The sequence below is a fragment of the Mycobacterium persicum genome (genome assembly GCF_002086675.1).
GTDB lineage: Bacteria > Actinomycetota > Actinomycetes > Mycobacteriales > Mycobacteriaceae > Mycobacterium > Mycobacterium persicum.
Genome location: NZ_MVIF01000015.1, coordinates 1 through 21,824, shown reverse-complemented (window position 1 = coordinate 21,824; position 21,824 = coordinate 1). Strand labels below are relative to the sequence as shown.

General features: G+C 67.4%; 17 protein-coding genes and 1 pseudogene. 4 read left to right on the top strand and 14 right to left on the bottom strand.

Annotated features, from left to right (window positions below; translation table 11 throughout):
* Positions 1-87 precede the first annotated feature (87 nt).
* Positions 88-756, bottom strand: coding sequence for a phosphatase PAP2 family protein (locus BST40_RS07490; protein ID WP_075548685.1), 669 nt, complete (start codon positions 754-756; stop codon positions 88-90).
* Between the two features lie 57 nt (positions 757-813).
* Between BST40_RS07490 and BST40_RS07485 the strand changes: the two genes are divergently transcribed.
* From BST40_RS07485 to BST40_RS07475, 3 genes are all read left to right on the top strand, one after another.
* The gene (locus tag BST40_RS07485; protein ID WP_075548670.1) at positions 814-1,296 is read left to right on the top strand and encodes a hypothetical protein; all 483 of its coding nucleotides are present in this window, start codon (positions 814-816) and stop codon (positions 1,294-1,296) included.
* Positions 1,297-1,351: 55 nt separating this feature from the next.
* On the top strand, positions 1,352-2,002 hold the full coding sequence (gene bluB, locus BST40_RS07480) for a 5,6-dimethylbenzimidazole synthase (protein ID WP_075548671.1): 651 nt from the start codon (positions 1,352-1,354) through the stop codon (positions 2,000-2,002).
* 90 nt (positions 2,003-2,092) lie between these two features.
* A complete protein-coding gene (locus tag BST40_RS07475) occupies positions 2,093-3,481 on the top strand; it encodes a sulfatase family protein (RefSeq protein ID WP_075548686.1) in 1,389 nt (462 codons plus the stop codon).
* A 492-nt stretch (positions 3,482-3,973) separates the two neighbouring features.
* On the opposite strand, the gene BST40_RS07470 is transcribed toward BST40_RS07475, so the two are convergent.
* Complete coding sequence (locus BST40_RS07470; protein WP_083153895.1) at positions 3,974-4,756, bottom strand: trans-aconitate 2-methyltransferase; 783 nt, start codon at positions 4,754-4,756, stop codon at positions 3,974-3,976.
* A 152-nt stretch (positions 4,757-4,908) separates the two neighbouring features.
* Here BST40_RS07470 and BST40_RS07465 point away from each other — a divergent pair, with 152 nt between their 5' ends.
* Entirely contained in the window at positions 4,909-6,120 is a 1,212-nt protein-coding gene (locus BST40_RS07465) for an alpha/beta hydrolase family protein (RefSeq protein WP_075548673.1), read from the top strand.
* Here the strand turns inward: BST40_RS07465 and eccE are convergent.
* The 12 genes and pseudogenes from eccE to BST40_RS07400 form a co-directional block, all read right to left on the bottom strand.
* A complete protein-coding gene (eccE, locus tag BST40_RS07460; protein WP_075548674.1) occupies positions 6,107-7,105 on the bottom strand; it encodes a type VII secretion protein EccE in 999 nt (332 codons plus the stop codon). The genes BST40_RS07465 and eccE overlap by 14 nt on opposite strands.
* Positions 7,102-8,502: a type VII secretion-associated serine protease mycosin gene (gene mycP, locus BST40_RS07455; RefSeq protein ID WP_075548675.1), complete on the bottom strand. Its 1,401-nt coding sequence runs from the start codon at positions 8,500-8,502 to the stop codon at positions 7,102-7,104. The genes eccE and mycP overlap by 4 nt, the downstream gene beginning before the upstream one ends.
* On the bottom strand, positions 8,499-9,917 hold the full coding sequence (eccD, locus tag BST40_RS07450) for a type VII secretion integral membrane protein EccD (RefSeq protein WP_089025052.1): 1,419 nt from the start codon (positions 9,915-9,917) through the stop codon (positions 8,499-8,501). Before eccD ends, mycP begins: the two co-directional genes overlap by 4 nt.
* A gap of 64 nt (positions 9,918-9,981) precedes the next feature.
* Complete coding sequence (locus tag BST40_RS07445) at positions 9,982-10,887, bottom strand: ESX secretion-associated protein EspG (protein ID WP_083153893.1); 906 nt, start codon at positions 10,885-10,887, stop codon at positions 9,982-9,984.
* An 8-nt stretch (positions 10,888-10,895) separates the two neighbouring features.
* On the bottom strand, positions 10,896-11,186 hold the full coding sequence (locus tag BST40_RS07440) for a WXG100 family type VII secretion target (protein WP_023369886.1): 291 nt from the start codon (positions 11,184-11,186) through the stop codon (positions 10,896-10,898).
* 27 nt (positions 11,187-11,213) lie between these two features.
* The gene (gene esxG / locus BST40_RS07435) at positions 11,214-11,507 is read right to left on the bottom strand and encodes a type VII secretion system protein EsxG (RefSeq protein ID WP_075548677.1); all 294 of its coding nucleotides are present in this window, start codon (positions 11,505-11,507) and stop codon (positions 11,214-11,216) included.
* A 33-nt stretch (positions 11,508-11,540) separates the two neighbouring features.
* Complete coding sequence (locus BST40_RS07430; RefSeq protein ID WP_075548678.1) at positions 11,541-13,106, bottom strand: PPE family protein; 1,566 nt, start codon at positions 13,104-13,106, stop codon at positions 11,541-11,543.
* A 2-nt stretch (positions 13,107-13,108) separates the two neighbouring features.
* Positions 13,109-13,417: a PE family protein gene (locus BST40_RS07425; protein WP_075548679.1), complete on the bottom strand. Its 309-nt coding sequence runs from the start codon at positions 13,415-13,417 to the stop codon at positions 13,109-13,111.
* Positions 13,414-17,406 carry a type VII secretion protein EccCa gene (gene eccCa / locus BST40_RS07420; protein ID WP_075548680.1) on the bottom strand — a complete coding sequence of 1,331 codons (3,993 nt, stop codon included), beginning with the start codon at positions 17,404-17,406 and terminating at the stop codon, positions 13,414-13,416. The genes BST40_RS07425 and eccCa overlap by 4 nt, the downstream gene beginning before the upstream one ends.
* Complete coding sequence (gene eccB / locus BST40_RS07415; RefSeq protein ID WP_075548681.1) at positions 17,403-18,989, bottom strand: type VII secretion protein EccB; 1,587 nt, start codon at positions 18,987-18,989, stop codon at positions 17,403-17,405. The genes eccCa and eccB overlap by 4 nt, the downstream gene beginning before the upstream one ends.
* Complete coding sequence (gene eccA, locus BST40_RS07410; protein WP_198929545.1) at positions 18,986-20,839, bottom strand: type VII secretion AAA-ATPase EccA; 1,854 nt, start codon at positions 20,837-20,839, stop codon at positions 18,986-18,988. Before eccA ends, eccB begins: the two co-directional genes overlap by 4 nt.
* Positions 20,840-21,722: 883 nt before the next feature.
* A pseudogene (locus tag BST40_RS07400) lies at positions 21,723-21,824 on the bottom strand (WXG100 family type VII secretion target); the annotation flags it as partial.

Below are 21,824 nucleotides of genomic sequence, written 5' to 3'. Positions count from 1 at the left end.
GGGACGAAACCTCAGGGTCAAGTAAAGGTTTAGTTCCGGTTGGATCACTGCGCCGAGACACTGCGAAAAGCGCCGCGCCGCAGGGCGTCAGCGGACTTCGGCAAGCCGGGCCGGCTCCGCAGCCGTTACCGGTAGCGGCCGAAACACCCACAGGCACACCAGAAAATACACGTATCCCAGTAACCAACCCGCGATCACATCCGACGGGTGGTGCACATTCAAAGCCACCCGGGCGGTGCCGACTGTCAGCACACCCAGCGCGGCCGCCGCGACCAAGACCACGCGCACCCACCGATGACTCGTCATCGGCAGCAGGAAGGTCAGCAACGCAAGCGCACTGGCCGTCATCTCGAGCGCATGCCCGGACGGGAATGAGGTCGACGGCGCGGTGACGAATTCGGTCACCGGTCGCGGCCGGCCGGCCAGATCCTTGGCGGCCATCGTGACCAATCCGTTGAGCGGCAAACAGGCCAACAGCAGCAGCGCCATCCGCACCTTGTGCTGCAACGCCGCAACCACCGCCATCGCCATGCCGATCAGCCGCATCGGGATCGGGCCCAGTACGAACGACACGCCGACCCAGAAGTCCACCCAAGCCGGATGCTTGATCCCGACGTCGTGCGCGGCGTTCAACAACGACCAATCCAGGCCATGCACCCAACCCCAGTCCTGGCGGTGCCCCACCCACAACACGGCGTAGCCGACGGTCGCAGCCGCCGCGAGCATCACGGCCACGCTGATCGGGCGACGGATCATGTTCAACGGATACCAGGCGACGGTGCGGCCCGGCCCCAGCGGCCCCATACTGGCCTCATGGCGGTGATTTTTCGCAGAATGTTCGGCATCGGCAAGCTACCCGCCGACTTGCGGGATCAGCTCGAAGCCGAAGGACTCATCTACCTCGAAGAGTATGTCGCGGTCACCAGGCGGTTCACCGGCGCAATTCCCGGTTTGCGGGCATCGCACAGCATTGCCAGCTACCCGGGCGCACTGGCGTTCACCGAGCAGCGGGTGCTGGGAACGCTCTCGTCGCTGCCCAAGCTGGCCGGCCGCGCCGTCGACGTGCGCTGGGACGCGCCGCAGACCGGCGCCGCAACCGCCGAGATCTCGTCGACGGGACTGCAACTGGAACTCGATGTCGCCAAGGTGGACCCGCGGTTCCACGGCCAGCTGTCGCTGCACTTCAAAACGGACATCGGCGAGGACGTGCTGACTCGCCTGCCGCTGCGATCACTTGCCTTCGACGTGCCGCCCGAGTACGTGTTCCGCGCGGTCGGGGTCACCTACAGTCCCTGATCCGGGTAGTCCCTGATCCGGGCCGCACGAGCCGCACCTTTTCTACGATGACCGGGTGACCGAATTCGCGTTCACTGCCGCCGAGCGGCAGGCGGTGTATCGCGTGATCTCCGAACGCCGGGACATGCGCCGCTTCCTGCCCGGCAGCGTGGTGCCCGAAGAGGTGCTGGCTCGGTTGCTGCACGCCGCACACGCCGCGCCCAGTGTCGGTCTGATGCAGCCCTGGCGGATCATCCGGATCACCGACGAGGCGCTGCGCAACGAGATCCACACCCTCGTCGACGACGAGCGCGCCCGGACGGCGCACGCCCTGGGCGAACGCGCCGAGGAGTTTCTTGCGCTCAAGGTCGAGGGCATTCTCGAGTGCGCCGAGCTGCTGGTGGTGGCGCTGTGCGACAACCGCGACGTGCACATCTTCGGCCGACGCACCCTACCCCAGATGGACCTGGCGTCGGTGTCCTGCGCGATCCAGAATCTGTGGCTGGCAGCGCGCGCCGAAGGGCTCGGCATGGGTTGGGTGTCGCTGTTCGATCCGCAACGGTTGGCGGCGCTGCTGGAGATCCCCTCCGATGCGGAACCGGTGGCAGTGCTGTGTTTGGGCCCGGTGCCCGAGTTTCCCGAACGGCCGGCGCTGGAGCTGGACGGCTGGGCCGTCGCGCGGCCACTCCCGGAGTTCGTCTGGGAGAACCGCTGGGGACAGATGTGAACTTCGCCGGCTCGGTCGATACCGGGTATCGTCGCCGCCGCAAGGTGGCTCGAGAGGTGGCAGACGGTGACGGGTGAAGGTAACGACGGCATAGACGGCATAGACAACGTGCTGATCGTGCATTGGCACGACCTGGGGCGCTACCTCGGTGTTTACGGTCACCCGGATGTCGTCAGCCCGCGACTGGACCAGCTTGCCGCGGAGGGGATCTTGTTAACCCGGGCGCACGCCACCGCCCCGCTGTGCTCGCCGTCGCGCGGATCGCTGTTCACCGGTCGCTACCCGCAAACCAATGGGCTGGTGGGGTTGGCCCATCACGGCTGGGAATACCGCAGCGGGGTCCGGACATTGCCGCAACTGTTGGGCGAGCAGGGTTGGTACTCAGCTCTTTTCGGGATGCAACACGAGACGTCCTACCCGGCCCGGCTGGGATTCGACGAATTCGACGTGTCGAACTCCTATTGCGAATACGTGGTGGCGAAGGTCGAGGAGTGGCTGCAGGATTGCGTGCCGGATCTCTCCGGCCAGCCGTTCCTGCTTACCGCGGGGTTTTTCGAAACCCACCGGCCCTACCCGCACGAACGCTACGAACCGGCCGACAGCGCGGGTGTCGAGGTCCCCGACTATCTCCCCGACACCCCCGAAGTGCGCCAGGACCTAGCCGATTTCTACGGAGCCATCACCACCGCGGACGCCGCCGTCGGGCGAATCTTGGACACACTCAGCGAAACTGGACTGGACACCAACACCTGGGTGGTGTTCCTGACCGATCACGGCCCGGCGTTTCCGCGTGCCAAATCCACGCTCTACGACGCCGGAACCGGCATCGCGATGATCATCCGTCCACCCAGCCGCCGCGGAGTTACCCGACGCGTCTACGACGAATTGTTCAGCGGCGTGGACCTGTTGCCGACACTGCTGGGCCTGCTGGGGGTCGACATCCCGGCCGATGTCGACGGCATGTCGCACGCGGCCTCCTTGCTCGGATCCGATCCCCAGGGCGAGCCGGTTCGCGACCATGTGTACACCACCAAGACCTACCACGACTCGTTTGACCCGATACGCGCCATCCGCACAAAGGAATTCAGCTACATCGAAAACTATGTGCCCCGCCCGTTGCTGGATCTGCCGTGGGATATCGAGGAAAGCCCGTCGGGGATGGCGGTCGCACCGTTCGTCAGGTCACCGCGACCGCAACGGGAGCTGTACGATCTGCGCGCCGACCCGAGCGAGACCACGAATCTGCTGACCGGTGACACCGCCGCGGAGGTTTTTGCGGTCGCGGCGGATCTTGCTGTCCGGCTTCATGATTGGCGTCAGCGCACCGGAGACGTGATCCCGTCGGAATTCGCCGGCACCCGGATTGCGGAGCGTTACACCGAAACGTATCGTCGGATCCATCGAACCGCGCCCAGCAGCAGGTCGGCGATCGCAGCCGACCGCGGTATCGAGGAAGAAGCCGCGCCGGCCAGTCAATAGCATGCGCTTCGCGCCAGCCACATTGGCCACACCAGCCTCCTCGGGTCATTGTGCCCGCATCAGTCGATTCAAGGTGGCCGTCCTCGGCTGAGTACCCACCGCCGGGCCTCTGTTTTCGGCACGTCGATGGCCCCACCTGTTCACCGGGTCGGCTGCCATGCCGCCGTATCGGGTGTGCCGTGACGGCTTTCAGTGTGCTTGTAGGGCGGGAACATTCGCGATTGGCCCGCCCTCGCGGCACGCTCGGCGCCACCAGCGCACACTCGACACCCGTCAGCGCACACTCGACACGGCCAACATCAGCTCGCGATTTCTCAGCTCCGTCACCGTGGCGTAGCCGCCCAACGCTTACCGCGACAACCCGCGTCCTGAAAACCCATATGACGAATGTGACGGCAATCGCGCATGGATCGGCGTCGATGCGGGCGGTGCGAAACGCGACTCGGCCAAACCGGATCCCGACCAGCGCAACGTCCGACCGACAGCGAAAGCTCACGAGCCGCGGCGTGCTCCCCCGACCTCGGCGACGACGAACAGCCGGCGGAACGGGAAGATCGTGGTACCGTCGGCGCGGCGCGGGTAGGCGTCGTCGAGCAGCGGAATCAGCTCCTGGCGGAACTGCTCCCAACCCGCGTCGTCCAGCCGTTCCCGCACCGGAACCAGCGCGGTGCCGGTGATCCATTCCAACACCGGGTGCTCACCGGTGAGCTGGTGCAGGTAGGTGGTCTCCCAGGCATCGACCTTGCATCCGGCGTCCATCAGCAGATTCGCGTAGTGCGCCGGCGGATGCACCACCGCTCCCACCCGAAACGGGATGTCGCGCAACAGCTTTGCGTACGGCTCCCGCCGGGCTAGGGTGCGCACCACGGCGTGCGACGGGGTATCGAAGTTGCCCGGGACCTGAACCGCCATCCAGGATCCGGCCGGCAGCTCGCCGGCCCAGCGGACCAGCAGTTCCGAGTGTTCGGGCACCCAGTGCAGTGCGGCGTTGCTGACCACCACGTCGGTGTCGGGCCGAGGTTTCCAGTTCCGCACGTCGCAGGTCGTCGCGTCGATACCGCGTTCCCGGGCGGCGGCGACCATTTCCGGTGAACTGTCCAATGCCTCGATCGTCGCCTCGGGCCAGCGTCGCGCCAGGTGCCGAGTCAGGTGGCCGGGACCGCAACCCAGGTCGACCACCCGGCGCGCCCGCTTGGCGCCCACCCGGGACACCAGGTCGTAGAACGGACGGCTGCGATGATCCGCAAAGGCCAGGTAGACGTCGGGATCCCACATGTCGGTCCTCCTGATCAACACCGTCGCCAATCGGGTGTTATGGAACAACCTATTACCCATGGGGTCCGGACGCGCACGGCATTGCCCCAGAAATTGACGACGCTGTCGAATTCTCCGGCACCCCGCGATGTCGGCGAGTTACCATCGACGGGATGTCGGAGTTTTCGGAGATGTCTGAAGCGGATCCCATCGATCCGCCGGTCCCGATTCCCGACGTACCCGGCGCCGACGCCGGCGCCGAAGGGCTACCGCCACCATCTGCGCTTTCGCTGCGTCAACGCATCGTCGTCGAGTCATCGGCGGTCGGCGATATCGCGCTGCGCACCGCGGCGTCATCGGTGCTGTCCACCACGGTGGCACCGGCCGTCGTCGCCACCGCTTTGCTGCGGCTCAACTCCGGCAGCGAACGCAGCAACTTGAACTTCTACGCCGAACTGGCCGCCGAACGTGACCCGGCGAAGTCGTTTTCGGCGCCGACGGATCTGCCCAAGATTTCGTCGCGGCGCGCCAGCCCGCTCGCCGAGTGGATCGCGCGTGGCACCGTCGACGACATCTCGTTTGCCAGCGGCTTCCGGGCGGTCAACCCCACCATGCGCAAGCAGTGGAGCGGATTGACCGCAAACAACGTTGTGCGCGCACAGCATTGGCGCCATGACGACGGGCCGCGCCCCACACTGTGCGTCATCCACGGTTTCATGGGCTCGTCTTACCTGCTCAACGGGCTGTTCTTCTCACTGCCGTGGTATTACCGGTCGGGTTACGATGTTCTGTTGTACACCTTGCCTTTTCACGGCAAGCGGGCCGAGAGGCATTCGCCGTTCAGCGGTTTCGGTTTCTTCGCCGGCGGCTTGAGCGGCTTCGCCGAGGCGATGGCCCAGGCGGTGTACGACTTTCGCTCCATCGTGGACTACCTGCGCCACACCGGTGTCTCGCGAATCGCACTGACCGGAATATCGCTGGGCGGCTACACGTCCGCGCTGGTGGCGTCGGTGGAGAACCGGCTCGAGGCCGTCATTCCTAACTGCCCGGTGGTGAGCCCCGGCAAACTGTTCGACGAATGGTTTCCGGCCAGCGGGCTGGTCCGGCTGGGCCTGTGCCTGTCGCGCATCAGCCGTGACGAGCTGAGCGCCGGGCTGGCCTACCACGGCCCGTTGAACTATCGGCCGCTGCTGCCCAAGCACCGCCGGATGATCATCACCGGCCTCGGCGATCGGATGGCTCCACCGGAGCACGCCGTAACGCTGTGGGAGCACTGGGATCACTGCGCGCTGCACTGGTTTCCCGGCAGTCACGTCATGCATGTGAGCCAGTTGGATTACCTGCGGCGGATGACGCTGTTCCTGCGAAGCTTCATGTTCGACTAGCGGCCTCGGTGAGCGACGGGTGCCCCGCCCACGCCGGCGCGGTGGGCCACACCAGTCGCTCCAGCAGGCCGTCGGGCGTGTCGGTGTGTCCGTCGAGTCGCCGGGTGCACGACGGCTCCAATCCCGCCAGCGCCAGCCATTGGCTGCCGCGTTGCAGCGTCAGTCCGGCCAGCGGCGCCGCGCCGTCGGGACGCGTATCGGTACGGAACGCGCACGCGACGGCAACCGTGGGCGGACTGCCCGGTCGACCGCCGGTGCCAATCTCCAATGCCGCCCAGGTCTCACGCGCCGGATGCGACCACACGGCCGCCAACGTTTCGGGCAATGCTGCATCCACGCTGACCCGGTATGCGGCAAGGTAATCGGAGTCGCCGTGGCGCATGCACCGCCACGTTTCGCGATCGGCTCGAGCCAGCAACCGTGGCGCGTCGTCGCGCGCAACCATGCCGACGTCCCAACCGATTTCGCGAAGGTGGTCGGCGAGCCGGCGCGCGGCGACCTCGGCGGTCTGCTGCAACGGGATCCGCGGTGACCGGGCTTGCAGGGCCGCCAGGTTGGCGGCGGCCGATACCGTCATCCCGATCCACAGCTCCCGCTCACCCGCCGCGTTGACACGCCCGGTGATTCGGACGGCGTCGGCGCGGATGCCGTAGCGGTCCAGATACCCGGCTATCAACGGCAGCGGGAGTACCTCCAGTCCCGGGGCCGGCGGACCGATGCGCAGCAGCGCCGTGGTGCGCACCTCGGTTGCGGGATCGGCGCCCGACCGCCGTCGCCGCATCATGGCCAGCCGGCGACGCACGATCCTGGTGAAGTGCAGTCCACGCCACCAGCCGAACAGGACGATCACCACGACAGCGGCGATCCCGATCAGCCAATAGTCGCGGGTCGACTGCCACGGATAAGCCATCGCCGCCGGCACCATCGCCAGCAGCGCCACCACGATCCGCCCTTTTCCCGGGCGCGGAATCGAATTGAGGCTCACGGGATCGGCTCCTTTCGCCGGCGCACCGTCGCCGCGGTTGCTGCGGCGATGCCGACCAGCAATGCCAGCGCTGCGGCTCCGGCGAATGCGACGTTGCGGGGTGTGGTGTCCTTGGGCTTGGGTGCCGGTGGAACTGCAACCGGTTTGGCCGTTGCCGCCGCTGGCGCGCCTGATTGCGGGGCGGGCAGCTGCCAAGTCAGCGCCGCCACCGGATCGACAGCGCCGGCGCCGACAATGTTGGACGGGGCGCGGGCGCCGTTGTGCGCGGTGGCGGTGATGCGGCGCACCACCTCGCCCGCGCTCAGGCCGGGATACCTGCTGCGGACCAGCGCGGCGACGCCGGAGACGTAGCCGGCCGCGTAGCTGGTGCCGCTGATCGGCACCAGTTGCTCATGGTCATTGGGAAGGCCGTTGGCCAGGCCACCGCCGTCGCCGTTGCTCACCGACAGAATGTTTTCCCCGGGTGCGGCGATACCCACCCACGGACCGGCCATGGTGAACTTCGACGGCTGCCCATCCGGCGCCAAGGATGCCACCGACAACACGTACGGCTGCCACCACGACGGGATGGAGATCGAGGTGACGCCGGCCCAATTGCGTGGATCGTCCGGACGGCTCAGGTCGGTCAGCGGGTTCGAGTCGCAGGAGCTACCACCACCACCCGAGCCGGCCGCGCCGCTGTTACCGGCGGCGGCCACGATCACCGCGTCCTTGTCCACGGCCGCATACCTGATCGCCGCTCCCAATGCGGACTGGTCGACCGTCCGGTCGGCGGGCAGGCAGGTGACGGCGGAGATGTTGATCACCCGGGCACCCAGATCGGCCGCATGCACGATCGCGCGGGACAGCGTGTCCACGTCGATCGCTGCCCGGGCCAGCGTGGGGTCCCCGCCCGAGGTCCGCGGTGAGAACTTGGCCGAGGTCACCCTGATCGACAGCAACCGCGCCGCCGGCGCGACTCCGGCGAAGCCGTCATTACCGGGCTGCCCGGCGACCACCCCGGCGACCAGGGTGCCGTGCCCGTCGCAGTCGGTCAGACCGTCTGTCGAATCCAGGAAGTCGCCACCGCCGTCCACGTTCGGCAATCGCGGACCCGGTTGCACCCCGGTGTCGATGATGGCCACCAACTGCCCGTCACCGCGCGAGAACTGCCATGCCGCAGGCAGATTCAGCACCGCTTGGCTCGGCGCCGCAATGCCGGTGTCGGTACCCGCCATGAGTCCCGAGACACTGCAGGCACCGCGTTGCTCCATCGGCTGCACCGGTCCCGGGGTGCCACTGGGCGGATCCACGGTGGCGTCGACCACCGGCGGGGCGATAGCCGACGCCGGCGCAGCGGTGGCCACCACCACAGCCAGAATTGCTGCGCAGCAACCTAATCCGGTGCCGCGTGTCATCGATTGAGGACCCAGGTGAACAGGCCGACCAAGTATGCCATCACGGGGATGAGCGAAACGTCAAGGCCGGCGGCGACAAAGCCCAGCAGGCGGCGCAGCGGCAGCGAGTAGCTGTCCGGTGAGGCAATGACGGGGTTCAGCGCAACGACGATCCAAGCCAGCATGAGTACCGCGAGCACCAGCACCGCGCCCAACGCGGCGACGTAGCGCCCGGTCGCCGTATAGACCACCAGCAGGATCCCCGCCACCAGATGCGGCTGGGCCAGCAACCAGGCCTTGCAGGCGGCCGAATCCCATACCCGGGCACGCAGCGCGGTCGCGGCCGCCGTCGCCGCCACCACGTACCAGCCCACGCCACCGACCGCTTCGGGGCGCACCGCGATTGCCACCGATCCCAGGACGCTCAGCAGCACGGCCGCGGCGATGAAACCGCTTTGATGGGCGTCACTGACGCGCACCCGCCGCGGCAGGTCTTCGAGCACCCGCAACGACGGAGCCGACGGGGTGGGGTCCCCGGGCGCCGGGATGACCGGCAACGGAAAGCGCGCCCACAGCGCCGACAGCTGAGCCGCCTGGATGGTGATCAGTAGCGCGGCCACGATCAGCCCGCAGCCGACACTGCGCAGCGGCAGCTGCCACAGCAGTTCGGCGCCGGCGGCCAGACATACCCCGGCTGCCGTCACCGCCACCGCGGTGAAGAAGGCCACGATGCGCTCACGTTCGGCGCGGGGCACCATCAGGCAGATCAGCGACCACGCGGTGACACCCGCGGCCGCCAGCAGCAGCTGCGCCGGACCGAATTTCCCGGGTACCGCCAGCGCCAGTGCCCCGGCGATCGGGACCAGTGCGGCGACCGACGCCGCCGTCCCCGTTCGTGGCGAACGCGCCGTGACCAGCAACCCGGCCAACGCCATGACGACAGCGATCCCGCTGACCGTGACCAGGCCGGTCAACGCTCCCGTCGCCACCCGGTAGCTGACCGCCAGCCCGGTCGCCACCAGAGCCACACCGATCACCGCGGCCAGCGCCCCGCGCTGGATATGCTTTGGCCCCCAAGGGCTCAGCCGCGAACTCGAGAAGATCATGGCGGCGTCGGCGATGTCCTCGACGATTCCCGGGGCGGCGGGACCGGGTGGCACCGGCTGCAATGCGAGCAGATCACCGTCGACCACCCCGACGGTGTCCAGGCTGGCGTCCAGGCTGAACGGTGCACCGCCGATGGGCGCCAGACTCAGGTGCGCGGCCGCACCCAATCCGGCCTCGCCGCCGTCGCCGTTCTCCGCCGCGGGAACGACCAAACGCTGGACCGCGGGCAGGATTTCGCGCAGCGGCAGCTCCGCGGGCAGGGCCATCTCCGTCAACCGGCTATCGGCGAGGATGGCGACGCGGACAATCGGCATCACGGTGCCCGACATCACCGGACCGTCCAAATCCGTTGGGGCCGTTCGGGAGACATCGTACTCACTTTCTGAATTTCGGTTATGAGGGTTGCCCGGAGAAGTCGCGGGACAACCGCTGACCGGGGAACCATTGCCCCTCCGGCAGGTTGGCGATGAGTTGTTCGATCGCGACGGCAGTCGCGAACGGTGTCCCGGGGCTGAAGGTCGACACCCACTCACCGTCGAAGGCTCGAGACGGACTGACCAATACCCGGCCGGCGGTGGTGTCGACGATGCTCAGACCGACGTCGGTGGTGGTGTGCTGGCCGTCGCGGTTGCAGCCGGCCACGATCTCGACGTAGCTGCGCGGACCGGAGAAGACCGCCTCCACCACCGGCCGGGCCGAAGCCGGGATACCCAGGTAGTCAAGGACTTCCTCGAGTGGGGCGCCGGAGCGCAGCCGCTCGTCGGCGCGAGCGCCGACCCGCATGGGCATGCTGAACTCCTCGAAGCGGGCCGGCGGCCGCTGCGACAGCCCGACACCGAGGACCGGAACCAGCGCCCGCGGGTCATCGATATCCATTGCCGTGAAGGTGACCAGCTGAGCGCGGCGCCGCGCGACGACGGTATTGAACTTCCGGGAGGTCTTGCCGCCGGCGCCGACCCGCCGGGCGACAATGCCGCGCAGCAACTCGCCGGTTCCCTCGGCCGATGCCGGCCCTATGTAACGTAAGTCCAGCCACCGGTCCGGGAAGCACACCACTTTGATCCAGTCGGCCACCGCGGCGTTGACGGTACCGTCCGGCGACATCAAGCCCAGCCCGGTCAGCTCGTCTTTCTGACGGTCGAAGAACGCGTTTCGTTGCGCGCTATCGGTGTAGGGCGGGGTGATGGCCAGCACCCACGGGAAGCTGCCGGCCCCGACGCTCTCGGCGATGAACCACGCGTTGTCGACCGTCAGCTCGACGGCATTAGGCTGCGAGGGTTCTGCGGATTCTGCGATCATCTAACTTGCTAGCCGCCCCATTTTGCGGCTTCAGCCTGGTCGCGGGCCATCATCGCCATGGTGTTGGCTTCGTGCGTGCCGGCCATCGACTGATAGGCCCGCACCAGATCCGCCATGGCCTGGTTCCACTGCGCCTGCCATGCCTGATACGTCAGCCCGGTGTCGCCCTGCCAGGCGTTCGACAGTGCGGACTGCTCGGCGGCGATATCCGAGCCCAAGCCCTGCATGGTGCCGGCATATCCGGACATGTCCCCGGCGTGTCCGAGCATCGCCGGGTAGTTGTACATGATCTGTGACATCACAACTCCTTTCGGTTGTCTGTGGGCTCAGAACGCCGTGTAGCCGGACGCAGCCGCGGAATCGGCGGCCACATAAGTTCCGGCGGCGTCACCGAGGTTGGCCTGGGCGATGTCGAGCAGGGCGTTGACCCTGGCCGCTGCCTCCACGAACCGGGCGTGGGCGCCCTGAAACGCGGCGGCGGACTCGCCCTGGTGAAAGGCTTGCGCCGACATCGCCGACTGCTCAGCCTGACCGATCGTGTGCCGCATCAACGCCGCCTTGGCGCCAAATGCCGACTGGGAGGCCACCAACTGCGGAATGTGGGCATCCAGAAGACTCATAACAACCCCTTTCTCTGGCAATTCGGATTTCGGTTACTCGCTGTCGTGGTGCGAAGCGTCGGCTCCCCCCTTCGGTACGCCTTCTTGCGGGCCGTCCCAGCTGCTCGGCACCATCGGCATCCGCGGACCGCCGCCGAACTCGTCACCGGCCAGCGCCGTCAGGCCGACCGCATGCAACACCGGCTCTTTGGCTGTGGTTCCGGTGAACCCGAGCGGGCCCGCCCCCCAGTCGGACGCCTGGGTGGGGTCCTCGGTTGCCGCGGGGCCGGTGCCGGAGTCCATGTCGAGGAATTCGTCGCCGTAGTCCCGTAATTCGCGCCGCGAGCGGCGTTTCGCGCGGGTTGCCGCGCGGCTTGCCGCTGCCGCGCCGACAGCCGGGACGGTCGCCGAGGGTGCCTTGAGGCTGCCGCGGCCTCCCACGGTCGGGCCCGAGGTGGGTCCCCAATCATCAAGGCCGCCAACCAGGTAGGCAAAACTTGCGGGAGCCGGGGCAGCCGGGGCCGGCACGGCGCCGGCCGTAGCACCAGCTCCGGACGGGGTCGCCGGAGCCCCCGCGAGACCGCTGGCCGTGGAGGCAAGACTGACAGCCGGCCACGGAGACGCCGACGCGACGGCGACAGCCAGCGGTATTCCCGCAGCGGGGGCGACAGCCACTGCGATCTCGGCAGGCGCCAGCGCCGCAAACGCTATCGCGCTCAGACCCAGGCTGAGCGCCGCCGGCGCCAGGAACGGCGAACTCAGCACCATGCCCCAGGTGGGCCAGCCGACGAGGTTGAAGAAGACCTGGTATCCCAGCGCGAACAACAGTGGGCCGTAGGTGATCAACGCCGCCACCGGGTTGGTGAGGAAGGCGATGATCATCTTTATCGAGTTGCCGATGGGGTCCTGCAGGAACGTCGCGATCTCTTTGAACATCCAGCCGTAGAAGCCCGTGTAGGCGTTCCACATGTCCTGCAGCAGCTGCCAGAGGAACTGCCAGGGGTTGAACGTGACCGCGGCGGCTGGTGAATGAGCCGCGTTGGCGACCATCCCGGCGGCCGGTTCGCCGCCGGGATTCACGATTGTCGGCGCCGGCGCGGTGCGCGGAGTCGACGCCAGTGCCGCGCCCGCGGCCGCTTGGTAAAGGCCCATGGTCGCGGCGGCCTGAAGCCACATCCGCAGGTAGTCGGCCTCGTTGAGTGCGATCGGAATGGTGTTGATGCCAAAGAAATTCGTCGCCACCAGGATGCCATGGATGACGTGGTTGGCCGCCAGCTCCGCCAGCGTCGGCATGGCCGCCGCGGCGGCCGTGTAGGCCGCTGCGGCGGCCTCGTGCTGAGTCGCGATCACGGCGCAGTCGGCGCTGGCCCGCGTCAGCCACGCCACATAGGGCAGATGCGCGGCGACATACTGCTGCGCGCTCGGCCCCTGCCACGCCCCCGCCTGCACCGCATCCAGGATCCCGCTGAGTTCTGCTGCTGCCGAGGCGTATTCGGCGCTGAGCAGGTTCCAGGCCGCGGCCGCCGCCAGCAGCGAACCCGGACCAGGACCACTGCTCAGCGACGCCGAATGCACCTCGGGCGGCGAAGCAATCCAGATGGGCCCCAAGGGCGCGACCATGGTCAGGCGCCCGCGATCCCGTAGGTAGCCGCAGCCGCCGCATCACCGGCGAGATAGCTTGCGCCGGATTCGCCCACCCCGACGCCGGCACGTCCCAGTTCTTCGACGCCCTGGGCGGCGACGACGGCGTGCTCCTGCCCCTGGACACTGAACTCGGCGGCAGTCTTTAGCGACACCGGATCCACCGCAGGCGGCACCACCGCGGTGATCGACGGAGCCGCGGCAGCATGCGCGGCCGCCAACCGCGCCGTCAGCGTTTCCACGGCCGCGCTGGCCGCGGCCAGTCCCTCCGGAACCACTCGCAACGTCATGACTGACTCCCCTTCTGTTGCGTTTCACCAAATGTCGCGGCCTCCCCGACAAGCGGGTTGACCAACTGCATGTAGGTCGGAGATTCGCTGTCGCTCAACAACACCCCGCGCCCAGCTGGCATCCGGTCGAAACGTTGACCGCGGATCTTGCCGCTGTCGGCCGGATTGCCCGAGAGCATGACGGTGGTCGCCTGCAGGTCGTTGAACCGCCGCAGCAGCGGACTGGTCATCAGCGCGTGGCCGGAGCCGGAGGCCCGCGCCGTCACGATCACCCGCAAGCCCAAATCGCCCGCCTGCCCGAGCAGACCGATGAGCGGCGTCCACGGCCGCTGTCCGATATACGGACCCGCCATGGCCGCCGAATCCGGGATCTGGTCGACGTCGTCGATGACCAGGTAGTGGGTGTGGCCGTGGAAAGTCCAGCGGGCCAGCTCGGCAGGCGACAGACCGGCCGGTGGCCGTCGCGACTCGATGAGGTTTGCCAGCCCAAGCATCGCCGGGATGACCCGGTCGATGTTGGCGGTGTATTCGTTGTCGGGGAACAACGGCTCGTCAACCAGATGCAGCCGGCGGTCCAGCACGGTGAAGGCCACCTGCTCGGCGGTCGAATGCTCCCGGATAGTGCGGATCAGGTGGCGCAGCAGCGTGGTCTTTCCGGACTTGCTGTCGCCGAACACCATCAGCAGCGGATTGGCCGCGAAGTCGAGCACCACCGGCGCCAGGTCCTCCTCGCGCTGGCCGATGACGATCTGATCCGGCCCGCGATACAGCGCGCCGACCGCCTCGGGGGCCAGGTTGGTGGGTAGCAGCCGCACCGGCGGCGCGGCAACCCCCGGGTAGCGGGCGTTGATCGCGGCAACCTGTTCCGGCTCCGGAGCGGCGAACAGGAAGTGCTCGGCGGCCATGGTCAACCCGCGGCCCGGCTGGTCGGCCGGGACGGCGTCGGCCGGACGGCGCAGCGCGCCGACCACCCGCACATTGCTGTCGCGCGCGTCGTGCAGCTTTAGCTCCAGGCGCAACCCGAGGCCATCGCGCATCGCCAGCGGCACCTCCAGCCAGCTCGGGGTGGTGATGATTACGTGGACGCCGTACGCCAGGCCCACGTTGACCAACTCAGTCACCTTGGCCAGCAATGGGTTTCGCGTGTTGAACTGGTCGATGTTGTCGCGGCCGAAGGCGTAGAGGTTGTCGATGACCAGGAACACCTCACCGAAACCGTCGTCGGGAGCCGAACCGTTGTCACTGCGGTTGCGGAACACCTCACGCTGCTGCCGGGACAGCAGCAGCTGTTCCAGCTCACCGAAGGTACGCCGGATGCGTTCGGGTTCCAGCGCCGACGCGACGCTGCCGACATGCGCCAGACCCTCCAGCGAACGCAGTTGTCCGCCGCCGTAATCCAGACAGTAGAACGTCACCTCGCGCGGCGAGTGCAGGCTGGCGGCCGAGAGCATAAACGTCTGCAGTGCGGTCGATTTGCCGGACTTGGGACCGCCGTGGATCACCATGTTGCCGGCCGACGACCGGGCGTCGAACACCAGCGGATCGCGGCGCATCTCGAACGGCTTGTCGATCTCTCCGAGCGGCCAGCGCCACTGCCCTGGCGGCACCGCGGCTCGGGCCAGCAGTCCGGTGAGCGGGATCGGTTCGTCCAGCGGCGGCAGCCACAGCTGGGGAGCTCGCGGTCCGTAGCGCGCCAGCTGTTCGCCGACGGTCGCGATCAGCTTACGCGGCGGGCCGGCTGGTTCCTCGGCGTCGTCGGTGGCGATCACCGTGCCCGGGTCCGCCTCCACGGCTGCGGCCGTGAAGATCTTGGGTTCTGGAAGTGCTTGCACGACACGGGCTTTGGTGGCACGTGGCGGCTCGTAGATGCCGTCGACATAGGTGCTGCGAAACTTGATCGGGGTGGCCCCGGGCGCGGGCACCAGGAAGCCGATGCCCTTGTGTTCTTTACCGGACTCGATGTGGTAGGCGTCCTCCACACCGATGATCTGCCGAGACACGCTGGGGCTGGCCACCTTCAGACCGATCCGGTAGGAGGTGTTCTTGTCGATGTCCTTGATCTTGCCGACATCCAGCGTCTGGGACGCGAACAGGATGTGGATGCGGAACGAACGCCCCTTGCGTGCCACGTAATCGAAAAGCTCGGCGTATTCCGGATGATCGGCCAGCATCAGGGTGAACTCATCGGCCACCACGAACAGCGTCGGGATTGGCGGTAAGTCGAATGTCCCGGCGGCCCCGGATTCGCGAGCATTTTCATACTCGAGCACCGAGTTGAACGCGCTGCCCTGCACGCGGCGGCCGGCCTCGCGCAGCAGCGTTTCGCGGCGGGCCACCTCACCGCGCAGCGTGTCCGCGAACCGGTCGGCTAGCGACTTCTTCTCGGCCATGTTCGAGATCACCGCGACAACCTGCGGGAAATTCCGGAAGCTGTCGGCGCCGGCCTCGCCCTTGAAGTCGGCGTAGATGATGATCAGCCGGTCTGCGGAATGAGTCGTCAACAGCGCCAACAGAATCGACATCAGGGTCTGCGATTTGCCGGAACCCGTCATCCCGATCATCAGCCCGTGCGGACCCATTCCGCCTTCGGCTTCGTCCTTGAGATCGAACATCAGCGGCTCGCCGGTGGCGGTGACGCCGATCGGCACCCGCAACTCGTCGTCGCGCCGGCGCGGCGCCCACAGCGCCGGCACGTCCAGCCGGGACGCGTCCGAGATACCCAGCAGCGTGGTGAAACTCGCGCCTCGGGTGGCCGCGGAGCGCAACCCGGCGTGCGTCGGGTTGGAGTCCCACCGGGACAGCCGGCGGGCCAGGTGAGCGGCCTCGTCGGCGCCGAACTCGTCGGCATTGTCGATATAGGGCTGCCAGCCGCCGGTCTGCCACCGCTCGATGGCACCGTCGATCACCCGCAGGATCGGTTTTTCCGGATCGGAATATTGTTCGCGATGCGGTGGTGTGGCCGAATAGTGCACGACGGTCACCCCGGCACGGCCCACGCCCAGTGCCGACGCGGTCACGTCGTAGTCAGGATCGTCGACGACGATCAGCAAGTGCCGCAACGCATCTGCTGCCGCACCGGTGAATGCCGGACGGTCGAGCATGGTGGGGCCCAGCATTTCGACCAGCTCGTCGGCGTCGGCGGCCAAATAGCGGGCCGGGCCCACGCCGTCGGCCTGCCCGGGAATGTCGACGTGCGGCAACCACTTCAGCCAGGACCAGTCACTGCTCTCCAGATCGGGGCTGGCCAACGCCAGCCCGAGCACCGTCGGGTCGTGCCAGGTGACCGCCTGAGCCAGCCACGCCCGCAGCGCCGCACGCACCTGCACGTGGTCGCCGAGGACGGTGATCCGCGAAACCTTGGTGACATCGATTCCGGTGGGAACGTCACGGACGGTGCGCTGCGTGTCGAGCAGGCTGCGTAACGCGCTGTGCGACACCGGCTCCAGGTCGACTTCGTCAGCGGTGTCGTTGACCCGCAGCGTGGTGGCCAGGGGAGCGGAATGCCGTCCGGCCCGCAGCACCAGGAAATCCGGGTCGTGCGGGTCGCGCTCCCACTGGCGGCGGGATCCGGGCACCGACGCCAGGGCCTCCGGTTCCGGATGGGACCACTGCGCGGCCGCGCGCTGCTCGGCTGCCTGCGCACGGATGTTGTCCCGAACCACCGACAGGTACCGCAGATAGTCGGCCCGCTCGGCGTCGACTTCCTCGGTGCGCATCTTGTTGTCGTTGCCGCGAAACAGTGAGGTGGCCGCCAGCAGCATCACGAAGGGGAAGAACAGGGTCTGCGGAGAAATCAGCCGCATCCCGGTCGCGATCATCGCGACGATCATGCCGACAATGAGGATCCCCATCAGGTAGGGCATCGCGCGTCGCAACAGGGACGGCGGAATGACCCGAGGCAACTGGGGTGGCGCCTCGATGGTGATGGTGCCCTTGCGACTCGTCGGCGGAGTCAGCCGCCGACGAGCCTCGAAGATCAGTCTGCTCATCGCGACCCTCCATCGGCCGGCGCCGCGCGTCCGGGTTTGGTGTCCGGCGGCAGGGCGTCGTGAGCCAACAACGCGTCCGCCCGTGACAGCGTCGGGCCGGACGCGAATAGCGACAGGACCGACCACGGAATGGTCAGCGGCGGGGTCTGCAGGCCAAGTGCCTCAACGGTTTTGCGTCCGCCTTCGCCTTCGGTGTCGATGCCGTAGCGCACCCCGGTATCGGAGACCCAGAACAGCGAGCCGGTGGCCGGAGCCATTGCACCTCCGCCCACGCTCTGGGTGAAGTAGCCGGTGCCCGGCGGCAGCGCGACCTGGGTGGCGGTGGTACCACCGCCACCCACCAGGTCGACGGTGTGCACCGCGTCGGGCACCGGCAGTGCCGCGCCGCTGAGCAAGCTCAACGAACTGGTGGCCGCCCCGGCCGGCTTGCTCCAGTACGCGCACGTGACGGGGCTGCGGGCCACGTCGACCACGCTCAGCGACTGCACCGGATAACGCGTGACGTCGAGCATGCGTGACACGGGCAGCTTGGCCACCTGGTCTGCGCTCAGGCGTGGCGGCTGCTGCAAACCGAAGGAGTTGGTGTTGCGCAGAAGCGCGGCCAGCACTGGCGAGATCGGCTGCAGACCGTCCGGCAGCACCGCATAGTACTGCGAGGTTTCGGCCTTAGCGGCGCCATTGAGGGTGACGTCCTCCACCACCGCGCCGACCGGCACGGGCACATCGAAGGCCGGCTGACTACCGGCGTTCGGAATGACCGGTGCCGTCAATGGCGGCGCTTCGGGAATGGCGTTGAACAACCCCAACGCGATAGGCCGCGGCGCGAGTGCGTCGGTGCCCAGTCCGAGCGCGCTGGTGACCGCAAGGTCGTTGAGGTCCAGCAGGCTGCGCTTGCCGTCCCATAGCAGCCAGCTGCCCGCGCCGTTGTCGACCAGGACCGCCTGTGCGGAGCCGAGCGCGGCCGCGCGGGCGCCGTCGCTGTACGGCCGTCCCGCGATGACCGTCACCGCCGTGCTGTGGGCGCTGCGCCCGTCCTGGCCGCTGACGGAGTCACACACCGTCCAGTTGGCGTCGCGGGTGGTGTTCTGCACCATCCGCTCCGGGGCTCCCGGAATGCCGATCAGATTGCCACGCGGAAAGCGGTCCAGTTCAGAGCTTTTCACCGTCGTGGGGTTGACCGGCTTGCCGGCGATCAGCCGCGCCGAGGTCAGGTTGAGCACCGGGTGCACCGCGTCGCCGACCCGCACATACAGTGCGGCGGTGGACCGGTCGGCCAGCACCGGACTGGTGCCCGCCTGGCCGTTGGGCCGGATCAGCGAGAACACCAAGCAGCCGACCAGCGCGGTGATCAGGACCAGCGCCCCCATTAGTATCGCCCGCGACTGGGTGCGCAGCGGGTCGACGAGCATTCGGGTGTCATGCAAGGCAATACCCGAGGCGATGCGACGCATCACGAACCGCCAACCTGTCACCTGGTGGCGGGTGACGAAACCCCGGCGGTAGACCACCTTGTCGGGGTTGTGATTGACCGGGGTGCGCGAGGCAAACGAACGGCGTTCTGGATCAGGCTCGCGGGTAGTCATGCCGGCACCGAGAGCCCCAGCCCGCGTAGCAGTGGTTCCACAGACCTGTTCACGTCGTCGGCGGTGATGGTCATCAGCTCCTCATCACTGAACTCCCCGGTTCCCGCATGCTCGGAGTGGTCGAGCCGGAATTCACGTTCTTCCTCCGCACGTTCGACGATGTTGCGGACGAACCGCCCGTTGCCCGCAATGTCGAGGCTGCGGCGCATGATGCCGTTGGAGTCCGGTGTCGACGATGCCGCCAATGTGGCGAACAACGCCTCCAGGTGGTCGAGCGCCGATCGCTCGAAGACACTGTCTCGCTGTTCGGCCATCTTGTGTGCGATCTCCACCAGCTCATGCGATGTGTACGACGGGAATTCGATGCTGCGGGTGAACCGCGACCGCAGGCCCTCGTTGGTGTCGAGGAACTTGTCCAGGTCGGCCCGGTATCCGGCGATGATCACGACCAGCCGGTCACGATCGTTTTCCATGCGAGCCAGCAAGGTGTCGATTGCCACCAGCCCGAAGTCGTTCTTGGCTCCGGTGGCCACCAGTGCGTATGCCTCGTCGAGGAACAGCACCCCATCCAGAGCGCTGTCGATGATCGCGTTGGTCTTGGCCTCGGTCTCGCCGATGTGCTGGCCGATGAGGTCCGCGCGGTGCACTTCGCGGATATTCTCCCGCTTCAAAAGCCCTAGGCCGCAATAGATTTTGGCGACGACCCGGGCAATCGTCGTCTTGCCCGTCCCGGGCGGCCCGGCGAAGATCAGGTGGTGCGTGCGTTGGGCCACGGTGAGCCCGCGCTGCTTGCGCACCAGCTCCATGGCCACCGAACTCTTCAGCCGCGACACCTGGTTCTTGACTTCGTCGAGTCCGATGAATTCGGCGAGCTGGCGCTCAGCCTCGTGCAGCAGCGCGGCTTTGCGTTCATGTGCCGCGGGATCGATGAAATCATCTGCGCTGGGCTCGGTTTCGGGATCCCACGGGTCGGTGCGGGCCTCGATCCGGGCCGCGGTGGTGGTCACGATCCCGAAGCTGGTGTCGGACAGAGCCTGCTCGACTTGCTCGTTCTCCGGATGGGCCGCATACAGATCCTGTAGTACTTCGGCGGCCGATTCTTCGTCGACATGTGCGCGCAGCACCAGGGCTTTGGCCAGTGCCCCGTCGAGCGCCGCGACCGGGACCGGACCTTCGGGCTCCTCGAGATACGACAACGCCGGGGCGAACATGCCCAACCGGGCCAAGGCGGTGCCCAGAGTGATCTTGGCGGCGTGGGCGAAAGTCTGGTCAAGATTGGGATCGTTGACGATCGGCGTCAGCAGTTTGACAACGTCCGACCAGCGTGCGGCGCGGTAGTTGACCACGACCATGAGCCAGCGGGCTTCGCGCCAACCGGGTCGGCGCTCGGTGATGCCGGCAACCACGTCGTACGCCTTCGCGTAGTCACCGGTCGTCGCGAGGGCCGCCGCGTACGCGAGATGGAAATCGTCCGGGCCGGCGGCCCGGAACCGCAAGTACAACCCCGTGTCGTAATGAAACCCTAGGGCGTTGGGCGCCAGTTCCACGTGGCGCTGCAACACGCCGGCGGTCACCGCGGTGCGGGACACGGCTTCGAGCACGCCAATGGACTGGTCACCGGCCGCAGCCAGCCCCGTCCAGGCGTCGCACTGGTCGCCGGCGACGCGGGTGAGTGCGGTGAATCCCGATCGGGCCGCAGTCAGGTCGGCCGGCCGGCGCCGGTCGTAGACGGCGATGCCCAGCGCCCGGCAGCAGGTGGCGAACCGGCTGACGACATCAGCGTCTACTTTGCCGCCTGTCCGGGGTACGACGGAGGAAGTTGCGAGCATGCCGATATCACTGCGTTCCACGCTCCCGCCGTCTCCTGAACCTAAGGTCGCCACTGGTCACTACCGCCTGAAGCTGGCCTCCCGAAGTTAGCATTGCATAAGCTAACCTGTCGAGGGCGGTGAGGGGCGGGTTGTCCCGTCATGATGTCCGTCATGATGCCGACATTCGCATGGCACTGACCAGCGCCTTGGTCGCGGCGATCAGCACGGCCAGCTTCATGCCTGACGTTCCTCCTACATGTCGAACCCACCCAGCATTGTGCAGCTTAGTGAACATGGTTTTCATTACCAAGGGCGGGGCGGTCCCGACTCCGGGCCGCGGCGCGATGTGGTCAGCCACGACGCCGTGCATGACCCGGAAAAAATCTCACATACCATATGTCTTGTCAACTATTGCCTACTGCTATACTGCGCGCCGCGGGCCGGCCAGTATTACCGGTCAGTGCAGCGCAACGCCGGATCGGGCCGCCTGGGGCGGCTCATCGCGGATCGGTTCGGCTACCGCACAGGCACTTTGGCACTCACATGACCGCCCAGCACCAGGTGTCGAGCGCCAGGCCGGGGCTGGACCCGCGTCGCGCAGGTCGCGGGTCGAGCCTCCGGTCCGGACACGTCCCCCAGTAGCTTCAGCGGTTTCCAGGGTCATCCACGCCGATTGCGCATCCAGCGCGTCACCCGGCCGGCAGGCTGGTATCTAGGTGCCCCGGGTCGCCGGCCGCAACTTCCCATTGGCCACCTCAGTCTCCACGGCCGCCGGCGACAAATCCGCAACCAGCTCCCGGCTTGTCGCGGAAAGGTGGGCATTCGCGATGAATCCACGTGCACCGGGTCGGCCAGATTGCCATGGGAATGCTGTGACCGCTTCGCCGGGACCCCGCTGATCGCACTGACTAGACCAGCCGTCCTAGGCGCCCCACTTGGCGGCCTCGGCGGTGTCGCGAGCCAGCATGGCCATGGTGTTGGATTCGTGCGTGCCGGCCATCGACTGATAGGCCCGCATCAGGTC